The organism is Prosthecobacter sp., assembly GCF_020439865.1.
Lineage (GTDB): Bacteria > Verrucomicrobiota > Verrucomicrobiia > Verrucomicrobiales > Verrucomicrobiaceae > Prosthecobacter.
The window spans coordinates 15,986-32,010 of record NZ_JAGRPF010000080.1 but is presented as its reverse complement, the minus strand read 5'-3'; the positions used below and the strand labels follow the sequence as shown (position 1 = coordinate 32,010).

General features: G+C 62.0%; 15 protein-coding genes. 5 read left to right on the top strand and 10 right to left on the bottom strand.

Features of this window, described 5'->3' with window-relative positions; genetic code table 11:
* Positions 1 to 23: 23 nt before the first annotated feature.
* The 10 genes from KDL09_RS09295 to KDL09_RS09250 form a co-directional block, all read right to left on the bottom strand.
* A complete protein-coding gene (locus tag KDL09_RS09295; protein ID WP_294384161.1) occupies positions 24 to 1,277 on the bottom strand; it encodes an MFS transporter in 1,254 nt (417 codons plus the stop codon).
* A 78-nt stretch (positions 1,278 to 1,355) separates the two neighbouring features.
* Entirely contained in the window at positions 1,356 to 2,330 is a 975-nt protein-coding gene (locus KDL09_RS09290; RefSeq protein ID WP_294384159.1) for an alpha/beta hydrolase, read from the bottom strand.
* Between the two features lie 43 nt (positions 2,331 to 2,373).
* On the bottom strand, positions 2,374 to 3,258 hold the full coding sequence (locus KDL09_RS09285) for a sugar phosphate isomerase/epimerase family protein (RefSeq protein WP_294384158.1): 885 nt from the start codon (positions 3,256 to 3,258) through the stop codon (positions 2,374 to 2,376).
* Between the two features lie 39 nt (positions 3,259 to 3,297).
* The gene (locus tag KDL09_RS09280) at positions 3,298 to 4,620 is read right to left on the bottom strand and encodes a sulfatase (RefSeq protein ID WP_294384156.1); all 1,323 of its coding nucleotides are present in this window, start codon (positions 4,618 to 4,620) and stop codon (positions 3,298 to 3,300) included.
* Positions 4,621 to 4,623: 3 nt separating this feature from the next.
* Positions 4,624 to 5,424, bottom strand: a complete 801-nt coding sequence (locus KDL09_RS09275) for an SDR family oxidoreductase (protein ID WP_294384154.1) — start codon at positions 5,422 to 5,424, stop codon at positions 4,624 to 4,626.
* A 3-nt stretch (positions 5,425 to 5,427) separates the two neighbouring features.
* Complete coding sequence (locus KDL09_RS09270) at positions 5,428 to 6,822, bottom strand: FAD-dependent oxidoreductase (protein ID WP_294384152.1); 1,395 nt, start codon at positions 6,820 to 6,822, stop codon at positions 5,428 to 5,430.
* Between the two features lie 62 nt (positions 6,823 to 6,884).
* On the bottom strand, positions 6,885 to 8,291 hold the full coding sequence (locus KDL09_RS09265) for an FAD-dependent oxidoreductase (RefSeq protein WP_294384150.1): 1,407 nt from the start codon (positions 8,289 to 8,291) through the stop codon (positions 6,885 to 6,887).
* A 3-nt stretch (positions 8,292 to 8,294) separates the two neighbouring features.
* On the bottom strand, positions 8,295 to 9,098 hold the full coding sequence (locus KDL09_RS09260; RefSeq protein ID WP_294384148.1) for an FAD-dependent oxidoreductase: 804 nt from the start codon (positions 9,096 to 9,098) through the stop codon (positions 8,295 to 8,297).
* A gap of 48 nt (positions 9,099 to 9,146) precedes the next feature.
* The gene (locus tag KDL09_RS09255) at positions 9,147 to 9,824 is read right to left on the bottom strand and encodes a family 16 glycoside hydrolase (RefSeq protein ID WP_294384147.1); all 678 of its coding nucleotides are present in this window, start codon (positions 9,822 to 9,824) and stop codon (positions 9,147 to 9,149) included.
* Between the two features lie 68 nt (positions 9,825 to 9,892).
* Entirely contained in the window at positions 9,893 to 10,921 is a 1,029-nt protein-coding gene (locus tag KDL09_RS09250) for a zinc-binding dehydrogenase (protein ID WP_294384146.1), read from the bottom strand.
* Positions 10,922 to 11,053: 132 nt separating this feature from the next.
* Between KDL09_RS09250 and KDL09_RS09245 the strand changes: the two genes are divergently transcribed.
* The 5 genes from KDL09_RS09245 to KDL09_RS09225 all read left to right on the top strand — a co-directional run bounded on the left by KDL09_RS09245 (position 11,054) and on the right by KDL09_RS09225 (position 15,972).
* Positions 11,054 to 12,040: an alpha/beta hydrolase gene (locus tag KDL09_RS09245; protein WP_294384144.1), complete on the top strand. Its 987-nt coding sequence runs from the start codon at positions 11,054 to 11,056 to the stop codon at positions 12,038 to 12,040.
* Positions 12,037 to 13,530: a sulfatase gene (locus KDL09_RS09240; protein ID WP_294384142.1), complete on the top strand. Its 1,494-nt coding sequence runs from the start codon at positions 12,037 to 12,039 to the stop codon at positions 13,528 to 13,530. Before KDL09_RS09245 ends, KDL09_RS09240 begins: the two co-directional genes overlap by 4 nt.
* A gap of 63 nt (positions 13,531 to 13,593) precedes the next feature.
* Positions 13,594 to 14,127, top strand: a complete 534-nt coding sequence (locus KDL09_RS09235; RefSeq protein ID WP_294384141.1) for a sigma-70 family RNA polymerase sigma factor — start codon at positions 13,594 to 13,596, stop codon at positions 14,125 to 14,127.
* Complete coding sequence (locus KDL09_RS09230) at positions 14,124 to 15,431, top strand: FecR domain-containing protein (protein ID WP_294384140.1); 1,308 nt, start codon at positions 14,124 to 14,126, stop codon at positions 15,429 to 15,431. Before KDL09_RS09235 ends, KDL09_RS09230 begins: the two co-directional genes overlap by 4 nt.
* 139 nt (positions 15,432 to 15,570) lie before the next feature.
* A complete protein-coding gene (locus tag KDL09_RS09225; protein WP_294384139.1) occupies positions 15,571 to 15,972 on the top strand; it encodes a hypothetical protein in 402 nt (133 codons plus the stop codon).
* Positions 15,973 to 16,025 lie beyond the last annotated feature (53 nt).

Sequence of the window (16,025 nt, the reverse complement as noted above, 5' to 3'; positions counted from 1 at the left end):
TAATGTTTACTGTTTGCGAATGCCTATTCGAAGATCTTCCGGCGCGGATTGATGAAGCACCAGGAAACCGCTCCCACCAGAAACAGAGCGCTGATGAGATGCAGCGGTGCATTCCAGTCGTAGTGCTTTTGCAGCCACACGACGATCAGCGGACACACGATGCTGCCGATCTGGCCGGCGGTGTTCATCGCGGCGCCCACGACGCCGGTGTGACTGCCGCCGACGTCGATGACCGCGCCCCATGAGGAGCCGAGGGTGAACATGCTCGCCGCCACCGCGGCTGCGATGCACCATGCCGCGAGTTCGGGATGCGAGGTGGTCGTGGCGAGAAACATGGCGATGCCGGCGACAAGATACGAGGCGGCGCCAACGCCGGCACGACCGATGCGCAAGCCAAAGCGCCGGGTGACGGTATCTGTGGCCAGTCCGCCGAGCAAGTCGGCCGCGATGCTCAGGATCAACGGCAGGCCGGTGAAGATGCCGAGCCGCATGGAATCGAAACCGTGCTGCTCCCGGAGATAGTCCGGCAGCCAGGTGATGCAGAAGTAGAAGCCGAAGCTGTTGGGAAAATACATGAGGCAGAGGAACAGCGTGTTGCGATGCCTGAGCAATTGCCGCCAGTAGGCCCAGCCTTCGTGCTGTCCCGTGCTTGGATCACGGCCTGCGACGATCTTTTCCAACTCCGCCGGACTCACCGCAGGATGCTGCTCGGGATCATCCCGGAACCAGCGATGCCAGGCGATGGCCCACACGATGCCGGGGATGCCAAAGATCACGAACGTCCAGCGCCAGCCGCACAGGCCCGCCACCGCGAGCGCGATCAGCGGCGTCAGACCTCCCGTGGCATGCGCGACGGCAAAGAAGATGCCCTGAATGGTGCCGCGTTCGGATTTCGGAATCCAGCGCGAGAAGGTTCGTGCCATATTCGGCCACGCGCCGGCCTCACCGGCACCAAACAGAAAGCGGATGACCAGCATCGACCCGAAACTCCACGCGGCGGCGGTGGCCATCGTGAACGCCGACCACCACGACACAATGCGCGTGAGCACCCGGCGCGTGCCCATGCGGTCGGCCCACCACGCCGTCGGAATCTCAAACGCCGCGTAGGCAATGGCGAAGGCGCTGTAGATCCAGCTCATCTGCTCCTTGTCGAGCCCGAGGTCGCGCCTGATGTCCGGCGACAGCGTGGCGATGCACGCGCGGTCAAGATAAGTGACGGCCCCAAGAGCCAGCATGAAGCCGACCACACGATAACGGACGCGGTTGGAGAAGAGCATTAGGCAATGAACGAGGAAAGGCTTGATGCTCAACTGCCGCTGTCTTCAGCCCTGGAAGCGACGGCCATTGCTTTTGAGCTACTTCACCGCTGGCTTCGGCGGCTCCACCGCCAACTCTGCCTCAGGCACGAGCTCGATTTTCACGTCTGCACCCTTGAGATGCTTGTCGAAGAAGTTCTGCGTGAGCTGCAGAACTTGCGGTTTGGTGAAGGCCGGGCCGCCGTGACCGGAACCGGGCAGTTTTTGCAGCCAGACTTCAACGCCCTTGTCCTTCAATGCGGCAGCCATCTCCTCGCTCTGTGCGAGAGGCACCAGCGCGTCGTAGGTGCCATGCAGGATGAGAAAGGGCGGGGTGTCCTTGCTCACGTAATGCACCGGGCTAACGGCATCGGCTTTGGGTTTGTCATCGAGCTTCGTGCCGATGAGGCCTGAATACGGATCGCCGGGCGTGTTGAAGGCGAAGATGTTCTTCACGTTTTTGTCCTCGGTCGCCTGTTGCACGACCGTGCTGAAGTCCGCCGGACCAAAGATGTCGCACACGGCCTGCACGCGGTCGGATTGATCCTCATTGCCGCCGATCGGCGCGAAGGCCTTCTTTCCACCCGAAGTGCCGACGAGTGCGGAGAGATGTCCGCCTGCGGAACCACCGATGACGCCCACGTGCTCGGTGTCGAAGTTGTAGTGCTTTGCATGCGCACGCAGCCAGCGGATCGCGGCCTGGCAGTCCTGAATCTGCGCGGGGAAGATCGCCTTCTGGCTGAAGCGATACTCGACACTCGCCACCGCGTAGCCTTTGAACACCATGCCCATGACCGGGCAGGGGAACTTGCTGCCCGCGCGCCAGCCACCGCCATGGATGTGCACAATGAGCGGCAGCGGTTTGTCCGATGGTGTCTCCGGCAGGTAGATGTCGAGCTTCTGCGCCTCATCACCGCCCTCGATGTAGGCGATGTCCTTCTCCATTTTGATGCCGGCGGGCGGCTGGAAATCCTTGGGCACTTCGGCGAAAACGGCGGCGGCAAGGAATGCGACGAGAAGAATGAGCGGCTTCATGGACTGGGTTGTTGGAGTGGTGGAGTGACGGAGGGGTGATCAATCACGGCCAGTGCTGCGCGATCTTCTTCTTCAAGAACTCCACGCTGCGGTGAAGCTGGTCCATGCCGTCCACGCCGTCCTCGATGCTGATCCAACTGTCGAAGCCCTTGCTCTTCAGTTCGCTGAAGATGGCGTCGTAGTCGTTCATGCCCTTGCCGATCTCACCGTGGCGGAGACGCTTGGCGTAGCCGAGTGCACCACCTTCTTCTTTGCGCAGGTCTTCGATGGTGCCTTCGATTAGATAGCGGTCGCTTGCATGCATGGTGACGACGCGGTGCGAGACGCGTTTGAGCAGCTCAATCGGATCCTCACCCGCGAGGTAGGTGTTACTCGGGTCGTAGTTCACGCCGAAGTTCGGATGATTGATCGCATCGACGAGCTTGCAGAAGACGTCCATCTTCTGCGCGAACTCGGGATACTCCCAGAAGTCGTCCTTGTAGTGGTTCTCGATGATCAGCGTGATGCCACGCTCCTGCGCGTAGGGCAGGCAGGCGTAGATCGAGTCAGCAGCGAGCTTCACGCCCTCGTCGATGCTCAGCTCAGGCCGGCGCTGGCCGCTGAGCACGCGGCAATACGATCCGCCGAGCGTGTGCGTCATGTCGATCCAGCGTTTCTGCTTCGCGATCTCCTTTTCTCGGAAGGCGGCGTCAGGATGCGTGAAGTCGGGTGAGCAGCACATCATCGGGATCACCTTGCCGGTGTCCTCGACCTCCGTGCGAAAGCGCGGCCAGTTCGACTCGTCGGCCATTTCGAGGAAGCCCGCGTACCACTCAAGGCCCTGCACATCGAGCTTCGAGGCGAGCTGAATCCATTCGGAGACGGTCATGGTTCCTTCTTTGCAGAGGGCCTGCATGAAGGCTTTCGGGAAGGCGGCGAGTTTGGGCATGGTGGTTGGTTAGGTGAAGTCGAATGTGTTTCTTGGAAGTCAGTGAGCGGAAGCGGCGATATCTTTTTCCCAAGCGTCGAGCTCTCTCCGCAGTTGCTCGGCGAGTTCGGGCTTTTGCTGAATGAGATTTTTGGTTTCTCCGACATCGTCCACGAGATCGAAGAGATCGCGTTGCCCGCCAGCCAGTTCGACGAGCTTCCAGCGGCCCTGGCGGACGGCGCGGCCTTCCTGCACGCCCTTTTCGCGCCGGTTGGTGCGTCGCCAGAACAGCGTGCGGTCGCGGGCGGGCTCTTTGCCTGTGAGAACCGGCATGAGATCGATGCCGTCCTCGCCCGCCGGATCAGCACTCAAACCTGCAAGGCGACGGAAAGTGGCCGTCCAGTCCATCGTGATCGCCACCTGCGATGTCGTGGTGCCGGCAGGCAGCACGCCGGGCCAGCGGGCGATGCAGGGCACGCGCACGCCGCCCTCCCAGATCGTGCCTTTGAAATCGCGCATTGGCAGGTTGTGCGAATGCGTATGACCGCCGTTGTCGGAGGAGAAGACCACCAGCGTCTGATCGCGCAGGCCAAGTGCATCGAGCTTGGCGAGCACTTCGCCGACGCCCTGGTCCAGTCGCTCCACCATCGCAGCGTACGTCTCGCGATCGCCCTGCTGCCAGGACGGCTTCTTCGGTTCAACGATCTTGTTCACGTCATTCGGCCCCTGCCAGGGAAAGTGAGGTGCGGCGTGGGCGAGATACAGGAAGAACGGCCGCTTCTGACGATCCTGTTTGTCCAAAAACGAGATCGCATCCGCGGTGAGCAGGTCGGTGGTGTAGCCCTCGCGTTGGATCGCATTGTTGCCCTCCCACAGATCCGGCACGCCGACACGATCCATGTGCTGGAAGTAATGATGATTGCCGCCGAGGAAGCCGAAGAAATGATCGAAGCCCTGCTGGGTGGGACGGCGTTCGAGGTCGTAGCCGAGATGCCATTTGCCGATGATCGCCGTCGCATAGCCGGCACTGCGCAACGCGTCGGCGATTGTCTCGCCTTTTTCCGGCAGTCCGCGTCCCATCTCCTGATAGGTGACGGCGTCTTCCAAACCGATGCGTTGCTGGTAGCGTCCTGTCATGAACGCCGCGCGTGTCGGCGTGCAGACGCTGCCATTGGCATAGAAATCCGTGAAGCGAACGCCCTCAGTCGCGAGCTTGTCCAGGTTCGGCGTACGGATGTCTTCGCAGCCATAGCAACCGAGGTCGCCGTAGCCCAGATCGTCGGCGAGTATGAAGACGATGTTCGGCGGCGCAGCGGACAGGGCGGCAGTCGAGGCCCATAGCGCCAGCAGGAGTGGTCTGGTTGTATGGGTGAGACGCGACATGACTTACTTCGTTGGAATCGTGCTGGCGTCCTTCGGCGGATTGCGGCCGATGAACGGATGCTGCTCCAAGTCGAACACCTGGCCGCTGATGGGGCCGCACTCGTCGGCGAGGAGCCAGGCAGCGCAGGCGGCGATCTCCTCGGGCCAGAGGATGCGGCCGGCGGGGGCGTAGACCTTCGGCAGGTCGGCATACCAGTCGTCTTTGAGGCCGTGCTCGCGTTTGCGTTTGGCCTCGTTCTCGGTGAGCACCCAGCCGGGGTTGATTTGATTCACACGCACACCGTCCTCGCGCATGAGCGTGTCGCCCAGATTGCGCGTGAGGGTCATGAGCGCGCCTTTGGAGACGGAGTAGGGCATCAAATTGGGCTCGCCACTCCACGCGTTCACGCTTCCGATGTTGATCACGCTGCCATGAGTTTTCCGCAGGTGGGGAAGCGCGGCCTGCGTGAGCAGATAAGGCACCACGCAGTTGATCTCCAGCATGCGGCGGAACCATTTGGCGTCCGTGTCATGGATGTTGCCGAGGCCGACCTGCGCGGCGTTGTTCACCACGGCGTCGAGCTTGCCGAATGCGGAAATAGCCATTTCGACGAGCATGTGCGGCGCATCTTCATCGCCGAGGTCTTTGAGCACAAGCACGGCCTTGTCCGCGCCGAGCTCGGCGACCGTTTGCTCGCCGAGGTCTGCTTCGAGGCCGTGGACGAGTACTTTTGCGCTCTCGGCCACGCAACGTTTCGCGATGGCCTTGCCGATGCCGGTGACGCTGCCGGTGATGAGGATGACTTTGTTTTCGAGGCGGGTCATAAATCAGGAGTCAGTGAAGGGGCCGGCATTTTGTGCGGCGAGGGTTTCGCGCACGCGCTGGCCGTTGAGCATGGCGACGGAGGTCTTCTCTTTCAAGCTCATCGCGGCGGCGACGCCGGCGGCTTCGCCCATCGCCATGGCGGTGACGGTGACGCGGGTGGAGGCGTGCGCGCCGCGCGTGGCGCTGTGGCAGCGGCCGGCGACGAGTAGGTTGCTGATCTTTTGCGGCACGAGCGAACGATACGGGATGTCGTAGGGCTCGGGCTGGACCTTCTTGGGATCAAAATCGTTCGCGCTGCCGATGACGGTCTTGTTCGGATGCAGATCGAGATACCAGCAGCCGGTGGCGATGGCGTCGTCAAAGCGGCGCGCCTTCATGAGATCGTCCTCGTTCAAAACATACTGGCCGAGGATGCGGCGCGACTCGCGCACGCCGATCCACGGATAGGCCTCCACGAAAAAGGAGTCATTGAAGGCAGGCACATCGCGCTTCCAGGCGCGGAACATCGCATGCGCATCGGCGCGTCCCTGCATCTCGGCGCGGGAGAGGTCGGCGGCGTCGGTGGGATTCGCCGGGACACGCACGCCGTGGATGTAGATCTCGTCATTCGCATACATGAACATCACGCCGGGGCCGTAAAACTGCGGCAGTTCGCCGCGCTCCTGCGCTTTGACGAGAGCCTCACGACAGAGCTTGCTGATGTCTGGCACTCGCTGCACATGGCCGATGCGGAAATGCAGCGTGAGCGGCTGCACCTCGGCATTTTGCTCAAACGGAGCACCTGCCCAGGCAGCCACATCGGCATCACCGGAGCAGTCGATGACGACTTTCGGTTTCACGATCACCAGGCCGTCCTTGTTGGCGATGGTCACGCTCTCGATGCGGTCGCCGCTGCTGTGCGAGTCACAGATGAAGCTGTTGAACAGCACGGTGAGGTTGTCCTTCTGCTCCTGAAACGAGCGGTCGAGCAGCAGCTTGAACTCGAAGGTGTTCGGGATCGTCGGGTTGTGCTTGGCGACCGTCTGCGCATCCGGTGCGCACACGCCCGATTTTGACAGCAGCTCCAGCGCGATGCCGCGCACAACGATGCGCTTTGTGGTGATGTGCGCGATGCCGTCGAAGTAAGGCAGGCCGACACTCGTGATGATGCCGCCTGCAAACGGCGCTTTCTCGACAAGCAAGGTCTTCGCCCCGGCACGTGCTGCCGCCAACGCCGCCGCGCTGCCGGCACAACCGCCTCCACAAACAAGCACGTCGGTTTCGATCGTGCGCGACGTCTGGTGGGTCGATTTCGGTTCGGCGCTGATGACCGGCGCGGACATGGTCGCCGCAGATGCGATGGCGGCCCCCTGAATGAAGGTGCGACGGCTGTGACGGGTATCATGGTTGGACGTCATGCGTTGAGCATAACGAACTCCCGCCCACTTTCACCACGACAAAGAGTGTATGAATTGCGACTTCACCGTGGCGGTTCCAGCCGGTCTGGCACCTTGTTGTTGTCTTCGTCGAAGGGCATCGCGTCATCCGGGTCGATGTCGTAGCGATCCGGCAAAGCTTCACCGAGTTGTTGAAGAACACGGTAGAGATAGTCGGCGCATTCGCCACGGGTGAGCGGATAGCTGGCGACCTTGGGATGAGCGAGCGTTTTGAACGTCGGCAGCTTGAGCGCGGCGAGCCAGCGGTTGAGCGTGGCCCAGGTCAAGGGCTGGTCGGGGTGGAAGGTCGTTTCCTGCGGCCCAAAGCTGCCCCAGGCGATCATGGTTTCGATGAACGCGCGATCGGTTGCGTCGGCGGGAACATCGGTAAAGCGCGCTTGTTCGGGGAGTTCGGGCCAGTCCTTGCTCTGCGATGTGGAGCGGATCAACCGGACGAGCGCACCGGCGAGTTCGCGGCGCGTGACAACTTGATCGGGCTTGAAGAAGACGTCGTCAGGATCGGCGCGCCAGATGCCGGCGATGGTGAGGAGATTGGCGGCTTCAAAATGCGCGTCGTCGGGTTTCACATCGTGCCAGGGCCAGATGAGCGTGCCATCGTGCAACAGCGTGCGCTGCACCTCTCGGACACGTTTCGGCGAGGTGGCGATGTCGCGCGGCTGAAGACCGTCTTTGAGCGCGAGCGCGGCCACGGTGCCCACGGCGGTGCCGACGTGCATCATCTGGCCATGCAGTCGCAGAGATGACTGCACCATGCTTGTGACGCCGATGTTCTTCGAGCAGCCGAGCAGACCATCCATCTTCACCGGCACGAGTCCGCGCAGCGGGAACATCGTGCGGTCGCTGTGCGCGTTCCAGTTGCGCGTGCCGAAAAACTTCGGCTGCCACGGCTGCGCGGGATCATTGTCGCGAAACTTTCGGCGCGTGGGATGGAAGTCCATGTTGAACTGGTAGCCAAACACGCCGTCGAAGGGCATCGACCGAGCCCACAGCGGCTTTTCGACCTCGGTGCGCACGTCCTGCTCGCGCAGGATGTAGAGCGCGTCGAGTCGCAAACCTTCGCGGATGTAGGGCTTCGGCGGCAGATGATCCGCGGTGCCGTAATCGTCGGCGAGCTTCATGTAGCGAAACGACTGCGGAAAGTCGCCCACGCGATCATGCACGGCTGTTTGCAGCCAATAAACAAACTCCAGCGCCCGCTGCTTTGCGTCGGCGAAGACGATGCGGCGCTGCGCAGACGTCATGGCGACGATGTTCTTCTTCGATGCGCCGGGTTCGTCTTTTTCCAACGCTTCCACAACATGCTGCGGCAGCGTGCTCAACGGATAGTCGTGAGCGGGCCAGTTCAGGATCACGGCCTCCGTTCCTAGTGCGAGGTTGTTGTGATAGCGGTCCACCATGCGCCGATGCGTGTAAAAGCACCAGCCGGCCATGTTCTAGATGCCGCCGCTCCCGTCCCAGTCCCCCCACGGCGGCGCTTTCTGCCAGTCGGTGAAGGAATGCGCATCGTAGCGTGCGGGCTTTGGAATCGTGCTGTCTTTGCCGGTCTCGCGCAGCAGCGGGCACCATGAAATCGGATTCATCTCCTGCTCGCCGTCGGGATCGAGCGACTCGGGCGCGCTCGGTTCATCGAAACGGCTCTTCAAATCCGGCCCGGCCATGTAAGCCGCGCCGCTGAGCCGGATGACGTCGCCCCAGTCGGTGGAGTCGGCGGTAAGTTTGGCCTTCACGGTCAGAGTTGTCGCATTGGTCTGACGAAACTCCGCGCCAACGACACACCCGTTTTCCACCAGCACCTTCATCGGCTCCCAGCCCTTCAAAATCGTGATCTGCGCCGCATACGGAGCCAGCCAGTCCTCGAAAATCTTGGCCGCCGCTTTTGGCTCGATCGTGTTGCTGCCACACCAGCTGTTGCCGGGTTTCGCGAGGCCGTAGGTCTGACGATTGTGCGTGTGGATGCGTTCCAAAATCTCGGCGAAGGCACCCGTGGCCGGAAACTCGATGCGCTTGCCATTCACGAGCGTCCATTCGTCCATCGGCCCGATGCCCTGCGTGCAAAACTGACCGCCAAGCCAGTCGATGTCATTGACGAGCACGATGCGCTTCACGCCGAGTCGAGCGGCCTGCACAGCAGCGGCGCAGCCGGATTCGTCACCGCCAACGATGAGCAGATCGGTCTCGATGACCTCGGCGGAGAGCAGAGTCGTGAAATAGATGAACGCTAGAATCAAAGATCGCATGAGAGTGGCAGAATACGCGACTCCCATGTGAAACTCATCCTCTTCCGGTCACTTCGCCACGCCCTTGATGCTAAAGTCGTCGTATTCGACGTCCACGGCGTTCGTGGTGAGGCTGATGAGGGACTTCGTGTCGTGATTGATGCCGGGGGACTTGAAGCTGCCGATCTTTTTCCCGTCGATGCTGACGCGGAGTTCATCGCCTTCAGTCTGCACGACGAGCGTGTGCCAGCCCTCCAGCTTGAGCTTCACGGGGATGCGCGATGCTTTGGAGGCGAGCATTTTCTTTTCGTCGTCGGTGAGCTGGTTGGCCTTCTTGCGGTCGTAGAGGCCGCCCGTGAGGTCGAAACCACCGGTCTTGGCATCGGCGAGGTTCACGCTCGTGGGGCTGATGGTCGCCTGGCAGATGTGGCCGGCGTGGGAGCCTTTGTAGTTCTTGTCGTCGAACCAGACGTTGAAGCTCTTCGCCTTGTCGCTGACGAAACGAAACTTCACGGAGACTTCGAGGTCGCGTTCACCTTCGATGCGAATGTTGTCCACGGCGCTGTGATCGGAAGTCGGCGCGGTGATGCCGACGAGCACGCCGTCTTTAACGACGCTGGAGCTTTTGTAGTGGCCCCAGGCCTTGCCGAAACCGTCGGCGGAAAAGTCGTCGGAGAAAATGACGCGCGGATAATCGGCGGCGAACGCGGTGGTGGCGAGCAGGGCAAGGGAAAGGATGGTCTTCATGGGCTGATTAGAACGATGGTTGATGATGAACTTTGCGGACGGCGGGACTGCTTCGATGGATGATGAAACTACACCGGACGCAGCACGCTCTTCACGACCTCGCCCTTGTGCATTTTCTCGAAGGCCTCGTGCCATTCGGTAACAGGCCACACACCACCGATGATGGGCTTCACGTCAAACTGACCACTGCTGAGAAGCGCGATCACGCGCTCCCAGATCGGCCAGTTGTGGCTGAAGCTGCCTTGCAGCGTGATGTTCTTCTGCACGAGCGGGTCGATGTTGAAGCCGAGCGGCTGCGGACCCCAGCCGACTTTGCTGATCCATCCGGCGGGACGCACGATGTCGAGCGCGATCTTGAGCGTGACGCTCGCACCAGCGGCGTCAATGACACCATCGCAGCCGAGACCGTCGCGCTCCATCGCCCAGGGCTTCGCATCGCCGATGATGACCTCGCAGCCGTAGTGCTTGCGGGCGAGTTCGAGACGATGCGCGTCCTGCTGCAGACCGACAATCGCCACCTGTGCGCCGCACTGTTTGGCCATCGCCGCGCAAAGAATGCCGATGGTTCCCGGTCCGAGCACGACGACGCGATCACCGGGTTCGATGCGGGCGTTTTTGACGACGGCGTTGTAAGCGACGCAGCAAGGCTCAGTCAGGCAGGCCTGCTCAAACGGAAGCTGATCTGGCACGTGATGCAGGATGCGGCTGGGCACGCGCACATACTTCGTCATCGCGCCGTTCACGCCGTAGCCGAAACCCTTGCGCGTGTTGTCGAGGTTGTAGAGGCCGCGACGTGTCATCGGATTGTCCTTGGATATGATCGCCGCAGTTTCAGACACCACGCGATCGCCTTCCTTCCAGCCTTCGACTTCCTTGCCGACCTCGATGATGTGACCGCCGAACTCATGGCCGAGCACGACGGGATAGTTCACGGGCCATGAGTGGTCGGCCGTCCATTGATGGAGGTCGGAGCCGCAAACACCGACGTTGGCGACTTCGAGGAGCACATCCTCGGCGCCAATCGTCGGCTTTTCGATTTCACGGATTTCGACAGAGCCCTTTTCGGGCGCGAAGTTGACGACGGCGGCTGATTTCATGGTGGCAAACGATGAAGCAGTCTCGTGGGGTCGTCACGACAAAGAATGAGTGAAATGCGACAGCGGCGTCGCCGGGGCTGGCATTTCAGATTCGCGTCAGGACGGGTGTTGCCAGTTCGTTGCTAAGCGGTCATGCCCGCCAACCACCCATCCGCATCGCTCCTCATCCGCTTCAGTCGTTCGACTCCGCTTTCGGGGGCTGCGGTGAGACTCCTCTCCGCAATCTTGTTTGCCTGCTGCGGTCTGTCGCAGGCCGCGGAGCCTCAAATCCTCGATCTCTGGCCGTCCACACCGCCCGGTCCAGCCGCGAAGGTGGACGGTGTGGAGCGTGATCTGACGAAGCCCGAGGACAAGCTCATCGCCGGGAGGAAGATCATCAAACTGGGCCACGTGAGCACGCCGCAGATGCACGTCTATCTGCCAGACAAGGCGAAGGCGAACGGCTGTGCGGTGCTTGTCTGCCCCGGCGGCGGCTTTTCGATTCTCGCGTGGGACTTGGAAGGCACGGAGGTGGCGGAGTGGCTCAATTCCATCGGCTTCGCAGCCATCGTCGTGAAGTATCGCGTTCCCACGCGGGAGCATGGCGACACGTTGAATGAATCCGGCAATGCACCCATGAAAGCGGTCGGCCCGGTGATGGATGCGCAGCGCGCGATGAGCATGACACGCGCCCACGCGGCGGAGTGGGGCATCGATCCAATGCGCATCGGCATCATGGGATTCTCCGCTGGCGGTGAGACCGCGGGACTTACGACGATTCTTCGCGATGCGCGTCTCTACTCGAAGACCGACGCTGCCGATGAGCAAAGCTGCGCGCCGAACTTTGCGTTGCCGATCTATCCCGCCGGATTTTACGACAAGGACAGCGACGCCTTGAAGACCTACCTCAAGATCACCAAGGACACGCCGCCGATGTTTTTTGTCATGGCGCAGGACGACCGCGTGAACTCCCTGAACTGCACCTCGCTCTACATCGCGCTGACCAAGGCGCAGGTGCCGGCGGAACTGCATCTGTTTCCGCATGGCGGGCACGGCTACGGACTTCGTCGCACGGAGATGCCGATCACCCGGTGGACCGACCTCGCTGCGGAATGGCTCAACCCATACGCGAAGCCATGAAGCCTGTCCTGCTCCTCGTCTCGGCATTCATTGTTCACGTTTCGGCATTCGCGGCCTTGTCCTCCGAAGCTTCTGCGAAGGATGGACGCCCGAACATCCTTCTCATTTTAACAGATGATCAGGGCTGGCCCACGCTCGGATGTTACGGTTCGAAGAAAGTGCCGACGCCGAATCTGGATCGCCTCGCAGGTGAAGGCGCGCGGTTCACGGACGCTTATGTGATGTCGCAGTGCACGCCGACGCGTGCGGCGTTGCTCACCGGCCAGCACACGGCTCGCAACGGCATGTGGCATGTCATTCCGTGGTATGGATCGCCGTGGGCACGGTTGTCGGAGCCTGCGTATCGCGAGCAGTTGCCGCACGAATGGCCGAACCTCCCGAAGTCGCTCAAAGCTGCGGGCTACCAGACCGGCATGGCGGGCAAGTGGCATCTCACGACCGGCGCGGAAGGCGATTACGTGCAGCTCAAGGCGGGCGAGGCGTTTGGCTTCGACTTCGTTGCGCCTCGCGGACCCGGATCGCAAAACGAAGGCGACAAGTGGGTCGATCATCTCACCGATCAGACGATCGAGTTCATTCGCGAGCATCGCGGGAAGCCGTGGTTCTTCTATCTCGCGCATCACACGCTGCATGGTGTGGTTTCAGCGCCTGCGCATCTCATTCAAAAGCATCGCGATGCCGGTGCGCCGGAGACGGGCATGTTCAACGCCACTTATCTCGCGGCCATCGAGCATATGGACAACAGCATCGGCCGCCTGATGGCCGCGCTGGATGAAATGCAGCAGCGCGAGAACACGCTCATCGTTTTCCTCAGCGACAACGGCGGCGTGGACACGGTGTATTCGCCGCCCGGTCTGATCGGCGATCCCACGGACGGCAGCGTGCCGCTGAAAGTGAAGCTGGAGGAGTTTGACAACGCTCCGCTCCGCTCCGGCAAAGGCAGTGCGTATGAAGGCGGCATCCGCGTGCCTTGCATCGTGCGCTGGCCCGCGCAGGTCAAAGCGGGACAGGTCATCGAGACGCCCGTGCATGTAACGGATTGGATGCCCACGTTTCTCGCTGCGGCCGATGCGGCCGTGCCCGCGAATCACACGCTGGATGGCGTGAACATTCTGCCGCTCCTCCACGGCGGCAGCATTCCCGAGCGCCCGTTGTTTTTCTACATGCCGTTCTACGAGCTGCGCTGGTGCGTCACGCCCAGCGCCGTCATTCGCGAAGGCGATTGGAAGCTCATCGAGTCCTTCGGCGACTGGTTCGACGACGAACCGCGTTACCACGCCGGCCACAAACTCGAACTCTTCAATCTCCGCACCGACCTCGGCGAAACACGCAACCTCGCCGAAGCCGAACCCGAACGAGCGCAGGCCATGCAGGCCAAACTCCGCGCCTGGATGAAGTCAATCCCCGCACCCGTCCCCGGCGAGAATCCGCACTTCGACGCGAAGCGCATGCTGGAGGAGACGAAGGTGAAGCAGGCTTGGACTCCGTGACATCGCGCATGCGCCCGAATTTCTCGCGGCAAATCATTCCGGCTGCGGCAGTGTTACCGGCAGATGCCCGATCCCGATTTCCAAACTCACGCGCCTTTTCTGCGGCTCTACGTGGAGCACGAGCCCGCGTTGCGCGGCTATGTGCGGTCGCTGGTCCCGACGCTGCAGGATGCGCAGGACGTGATGCAGGAGGTGGCGGCGGCGCTGTGGAAGCGCTTTCACACGCTGAGTGCACACGAGGACTTCCGGCGCTGGGCCTTCGGCGTGGCGCGGCTGGAGTCGCTGGAGTTTCTGCGCAAATGCCGGCGCGACCGCCATGTGTTCGGCGATGAAATGTTCGATCTGCTCGCTGCGGAGGCGGAGGATGCGGCGGATGATTTGACCGAGGAACGTAAGGCGCTGGACGCGTGCCTGCAAAAGCTTCCCGGCGAACAGCGCACGCTGGTGGAAAGCGCCTACGCGCCGGGCGTGCGCATGGATGAGCTGGCGGCGCGCCTCGGACGCACGGCGATGGCGGTTTACAAATCGCTGCATCGCATCCGCACGGCCCTGATCGAATGCACGAAGAAGGAACTCGCGAAGGAGGGGCTGACATGAATCCCGATCACGAAAAGAATCAGGACCTGATGGCGCGCTACCTCGCCGGTGTGGCGGATGCGGATGAAGTGCGCCTGCTGGAGACACGCATGAGCACGGACGCGGCGCTGCGGCGCGATTTTTTGAGCCATGCGAATGTGGATGCCACGCTGCTGGCCTCGGTGCAGCCCGCTGCCATCGAAGCGACGCGCGAAAAGCCGAAACCGACCCGATGGAGCGGCGGAGTGGCAAGGCTCGCGGCGGCGGCTGCCGTAGTCGCGGTTTCGTGGAGTGCGTTCTGGTGGAACACCGGAGGTGTGAAGGTGGATGTGCTGGCCATCTCCGGCAGCAAGGCGTCTTCATGGTCGATCGGCAGCACGCGTCGCCTGCGCGATCTAGCGCTGGCGGATGGCGCGGCCCAGCTTCGTCTCGCGAACGGTGTGGTGCTGGATCTCGTCGCGCCGGTGCATTTGCGGTTTGTCGATGACATGCATGCGCGTGTGCTCGCCGGCAGTGTGACGGCGGATGTGGGCCCGGCGGGCAGCGGGTTCACGCTCGATACGCCCAGCGCCCGCGTGGTCGATCTCGGCACGCGCTTCGGGGTGAGCGTGCTGGACGATGGCGACACCGATGTGGCGGTGTTTCAGGGCAAGGTGGAGGTGCATGAACCGAAGGGCACGACACAGAAACAGAGCGTGCTCACGCTCAAAGCCGGAGACTCCGTGCGCGTGAGTTCGCAGGCGCTCGTGCGGCGGCAGGCGTTGATCGCCACGCGTGGCGAGTCGGCGTTCGTCCTCGAACCACCGCCGCCGGACGCGCTGGTGACCGGCGTGTCGGACAACATCGAAGACGACGGATTTCGCAGCTTCTACACGATCCAACGCGGAGCGATGAAGCCCGGCGTGCGACCGTATTCGACGCTCGGCCGCCCGCGCTGGCAGGCGATGCCGGGAACAGAGTTCCCAGCGGGACTCCTCGGCGCGGATGTGATCGGCACGTTTTCAGCCGACCGCCACGAGCGCGATCTGCAGCTCGACGTGAATGTCTCACACGCCTGCACCGTGTATGTGATGCTCGACACCCGCGGCGAGGTGCCGAACTGGGTGCGGCGCGACTTCATCGACACCGGGCTGCGCCTGCGCAGCGGTCCCTGGGCCGGAAATCCCGTGGTGCAAGGCATGACCACCGACGCGAACGGCGAAATCCACGTGGAATACGTGGTTTGGAAAAAGGCCGTGCCCACTGCCGGGACGATCACGCTTGGACCTCCGTATCCCGTCGGCGAGGCGACGCATCGCGCGATGTATGGTGTCGCGGTGAAGTGATGAGATCAGCGCCTGATGCGAAAAATTCCAAAATTTCGCGGCAAGTGACTCTGGTGACGGCAGTGCATCAGTGCAGAAACACTGCATCCACCTCAACGTGCGAAGCGAACATTCGCCCGTCGTCAAGACATCACATCATATGAAACTGCTCGCCATCATCTCCGCTCCAGTCCTCGCCGTCAGTCTCACCCAGTGCGTTATTGATCCAGCCGCTCTACAAGCCCTGGAAAACTCCTCTCAAGGACGTCCGCAGGGCTCCCGGCCCTACTATGGCCAGCCGTTCACTGCGCAGCGCGGCATGGGTTCTGTCACCATCATGGAAGGACCACGCCGCGTGTCCACCATCTACACCGCCTCGCCGAACGTGGAGAACACCCGCTTCATCAACGAGCAGCAGCAGATCGTCGTGAAGTCCCGTGGCAACCACGGTCCGGCGACCGTGCAGTTGTTCGATACCCGCACCGGCAGGCAGCAGGGACGCGTGATGGCCTACGAAGTGCGCGGTGGTTATCCTGCCTGGGCGGCCGGCATGGGTGAATAATCCAAGCCTCTTTCCCATCATAATGCCTTCTGTCCCGGCGGATCGCTTCCGTC

Excerpts from the sequence above, each read along its gene's own strand:
- KDL09_RS09295 (WP_294384161.1), bottom strand. The coding sequence starts at position 1,277 with ATGCTCTTCTCCAACCGCGTCCGTTATCGTGTGGTCGGCTTCATGCTG.
- KDL09_RS09290 (WP_294384159.1), bottom strand. The coding sequence starts at position 2,330 with ATGAAGCCGCTCATTCTTCTCGTCGCATTCCTTGCCGCCGCCGTTTTC.
- KDL09_RS09285 (WP_294384158.1), bottom strand. The coding sequence starts at position 3,258 with ATGCCCAAACTCGCCGCCTTCCCGAAAGCCTTCATGCAGGCCCTCTGC.
- KDL09_RS09280 (WP_294384156.1), bottom strand. The coding sequence starts at position 4,620 with ATGTCGCGTCTCACCCATACAACCAGACCACTCCTGCTGGCGCTATGG.
- KDL09_RS09275 (WP_294384154.1), bottom strand. The coding sequence starts at position 5,424 with ATGACCCGCCTCGAAAACAAAGTCATCCTCATCACCGGCAGCGTCACC.
- KDL09_RS09270 (WP_294384152.1), bottom strand. The coding sequence starts at position 6,822 with ATGACGTCCAACCATGATACCCGTCACAGCCGTCGCACCTTCATTCAG.
- KDL09_RS09265 (WP_294384150.1), bottom strand. The coding sequence starts at position 8,291 with ATGGCCGGCTGGTGCTTTTACACGCATCGGCGCATGGTGGACCGCTAT.
- KDL09_RS09260 (WP_294384148.1), bottom strand. The coding sequence starts at position 9,098 with ATGCGATCTTTGATTCTAGCGTTCATCTATTTCACGACTCTGCTCTCC.
- KDL09_RS09255 (WP_294384147.1), bottom strand. The coding sequence starts at position 9,824 with ATGAAGACCATCCTTTCCCTTGCCCTGCTCGCCACCACCGCGTTCGCC.
- KDL09_RS09250 (WP_294384146.1), bottom strand. The coding sequence starts at position 10,921 with ATGAAATCAGCCGCCGTCGTCAACTTCGCGCCCGAAAAGGGCTCTGTC.
- KDL09_RS09245 (WP_294384144.1), top strand. The coding sequence starts at position 11,054 with ATGCCCGCCAACCACCCATCCGCATCGCTCCTCATCCGCTTCAGTCGT.
- KDL09_RS09240 (WP_294384142.1), top strand. The coding sequence starts at position 12,037 with ATGAAGCCTGTCCTGCTCCTCGTCTCGGCATTCATTGTTCACGTTTCG.
- KDL09_RS09235 (WP_294384141.1), top strand. The coding sequence starts at position 13,594 with ATGCCCGATCCCGATTTCCAAACTCACGCGCCTTTTCTGCGGCTCTAC.
- KDL09_RS09230 (WP_294384140.1), top strand. The coding sequence starts at position 14,124 with ATGAATCCCGATCACGAAAAGAATCAGGACCTGATGGCGCGCTACCTC.
- KDL09_RS09225 (WP_294384139.1), top strand. The coding sequence starts at position 15,571 with ATGAAACTGCTCGCCATCATCTCCGCTCCAGTCCTCGCCGTCAGTCTC.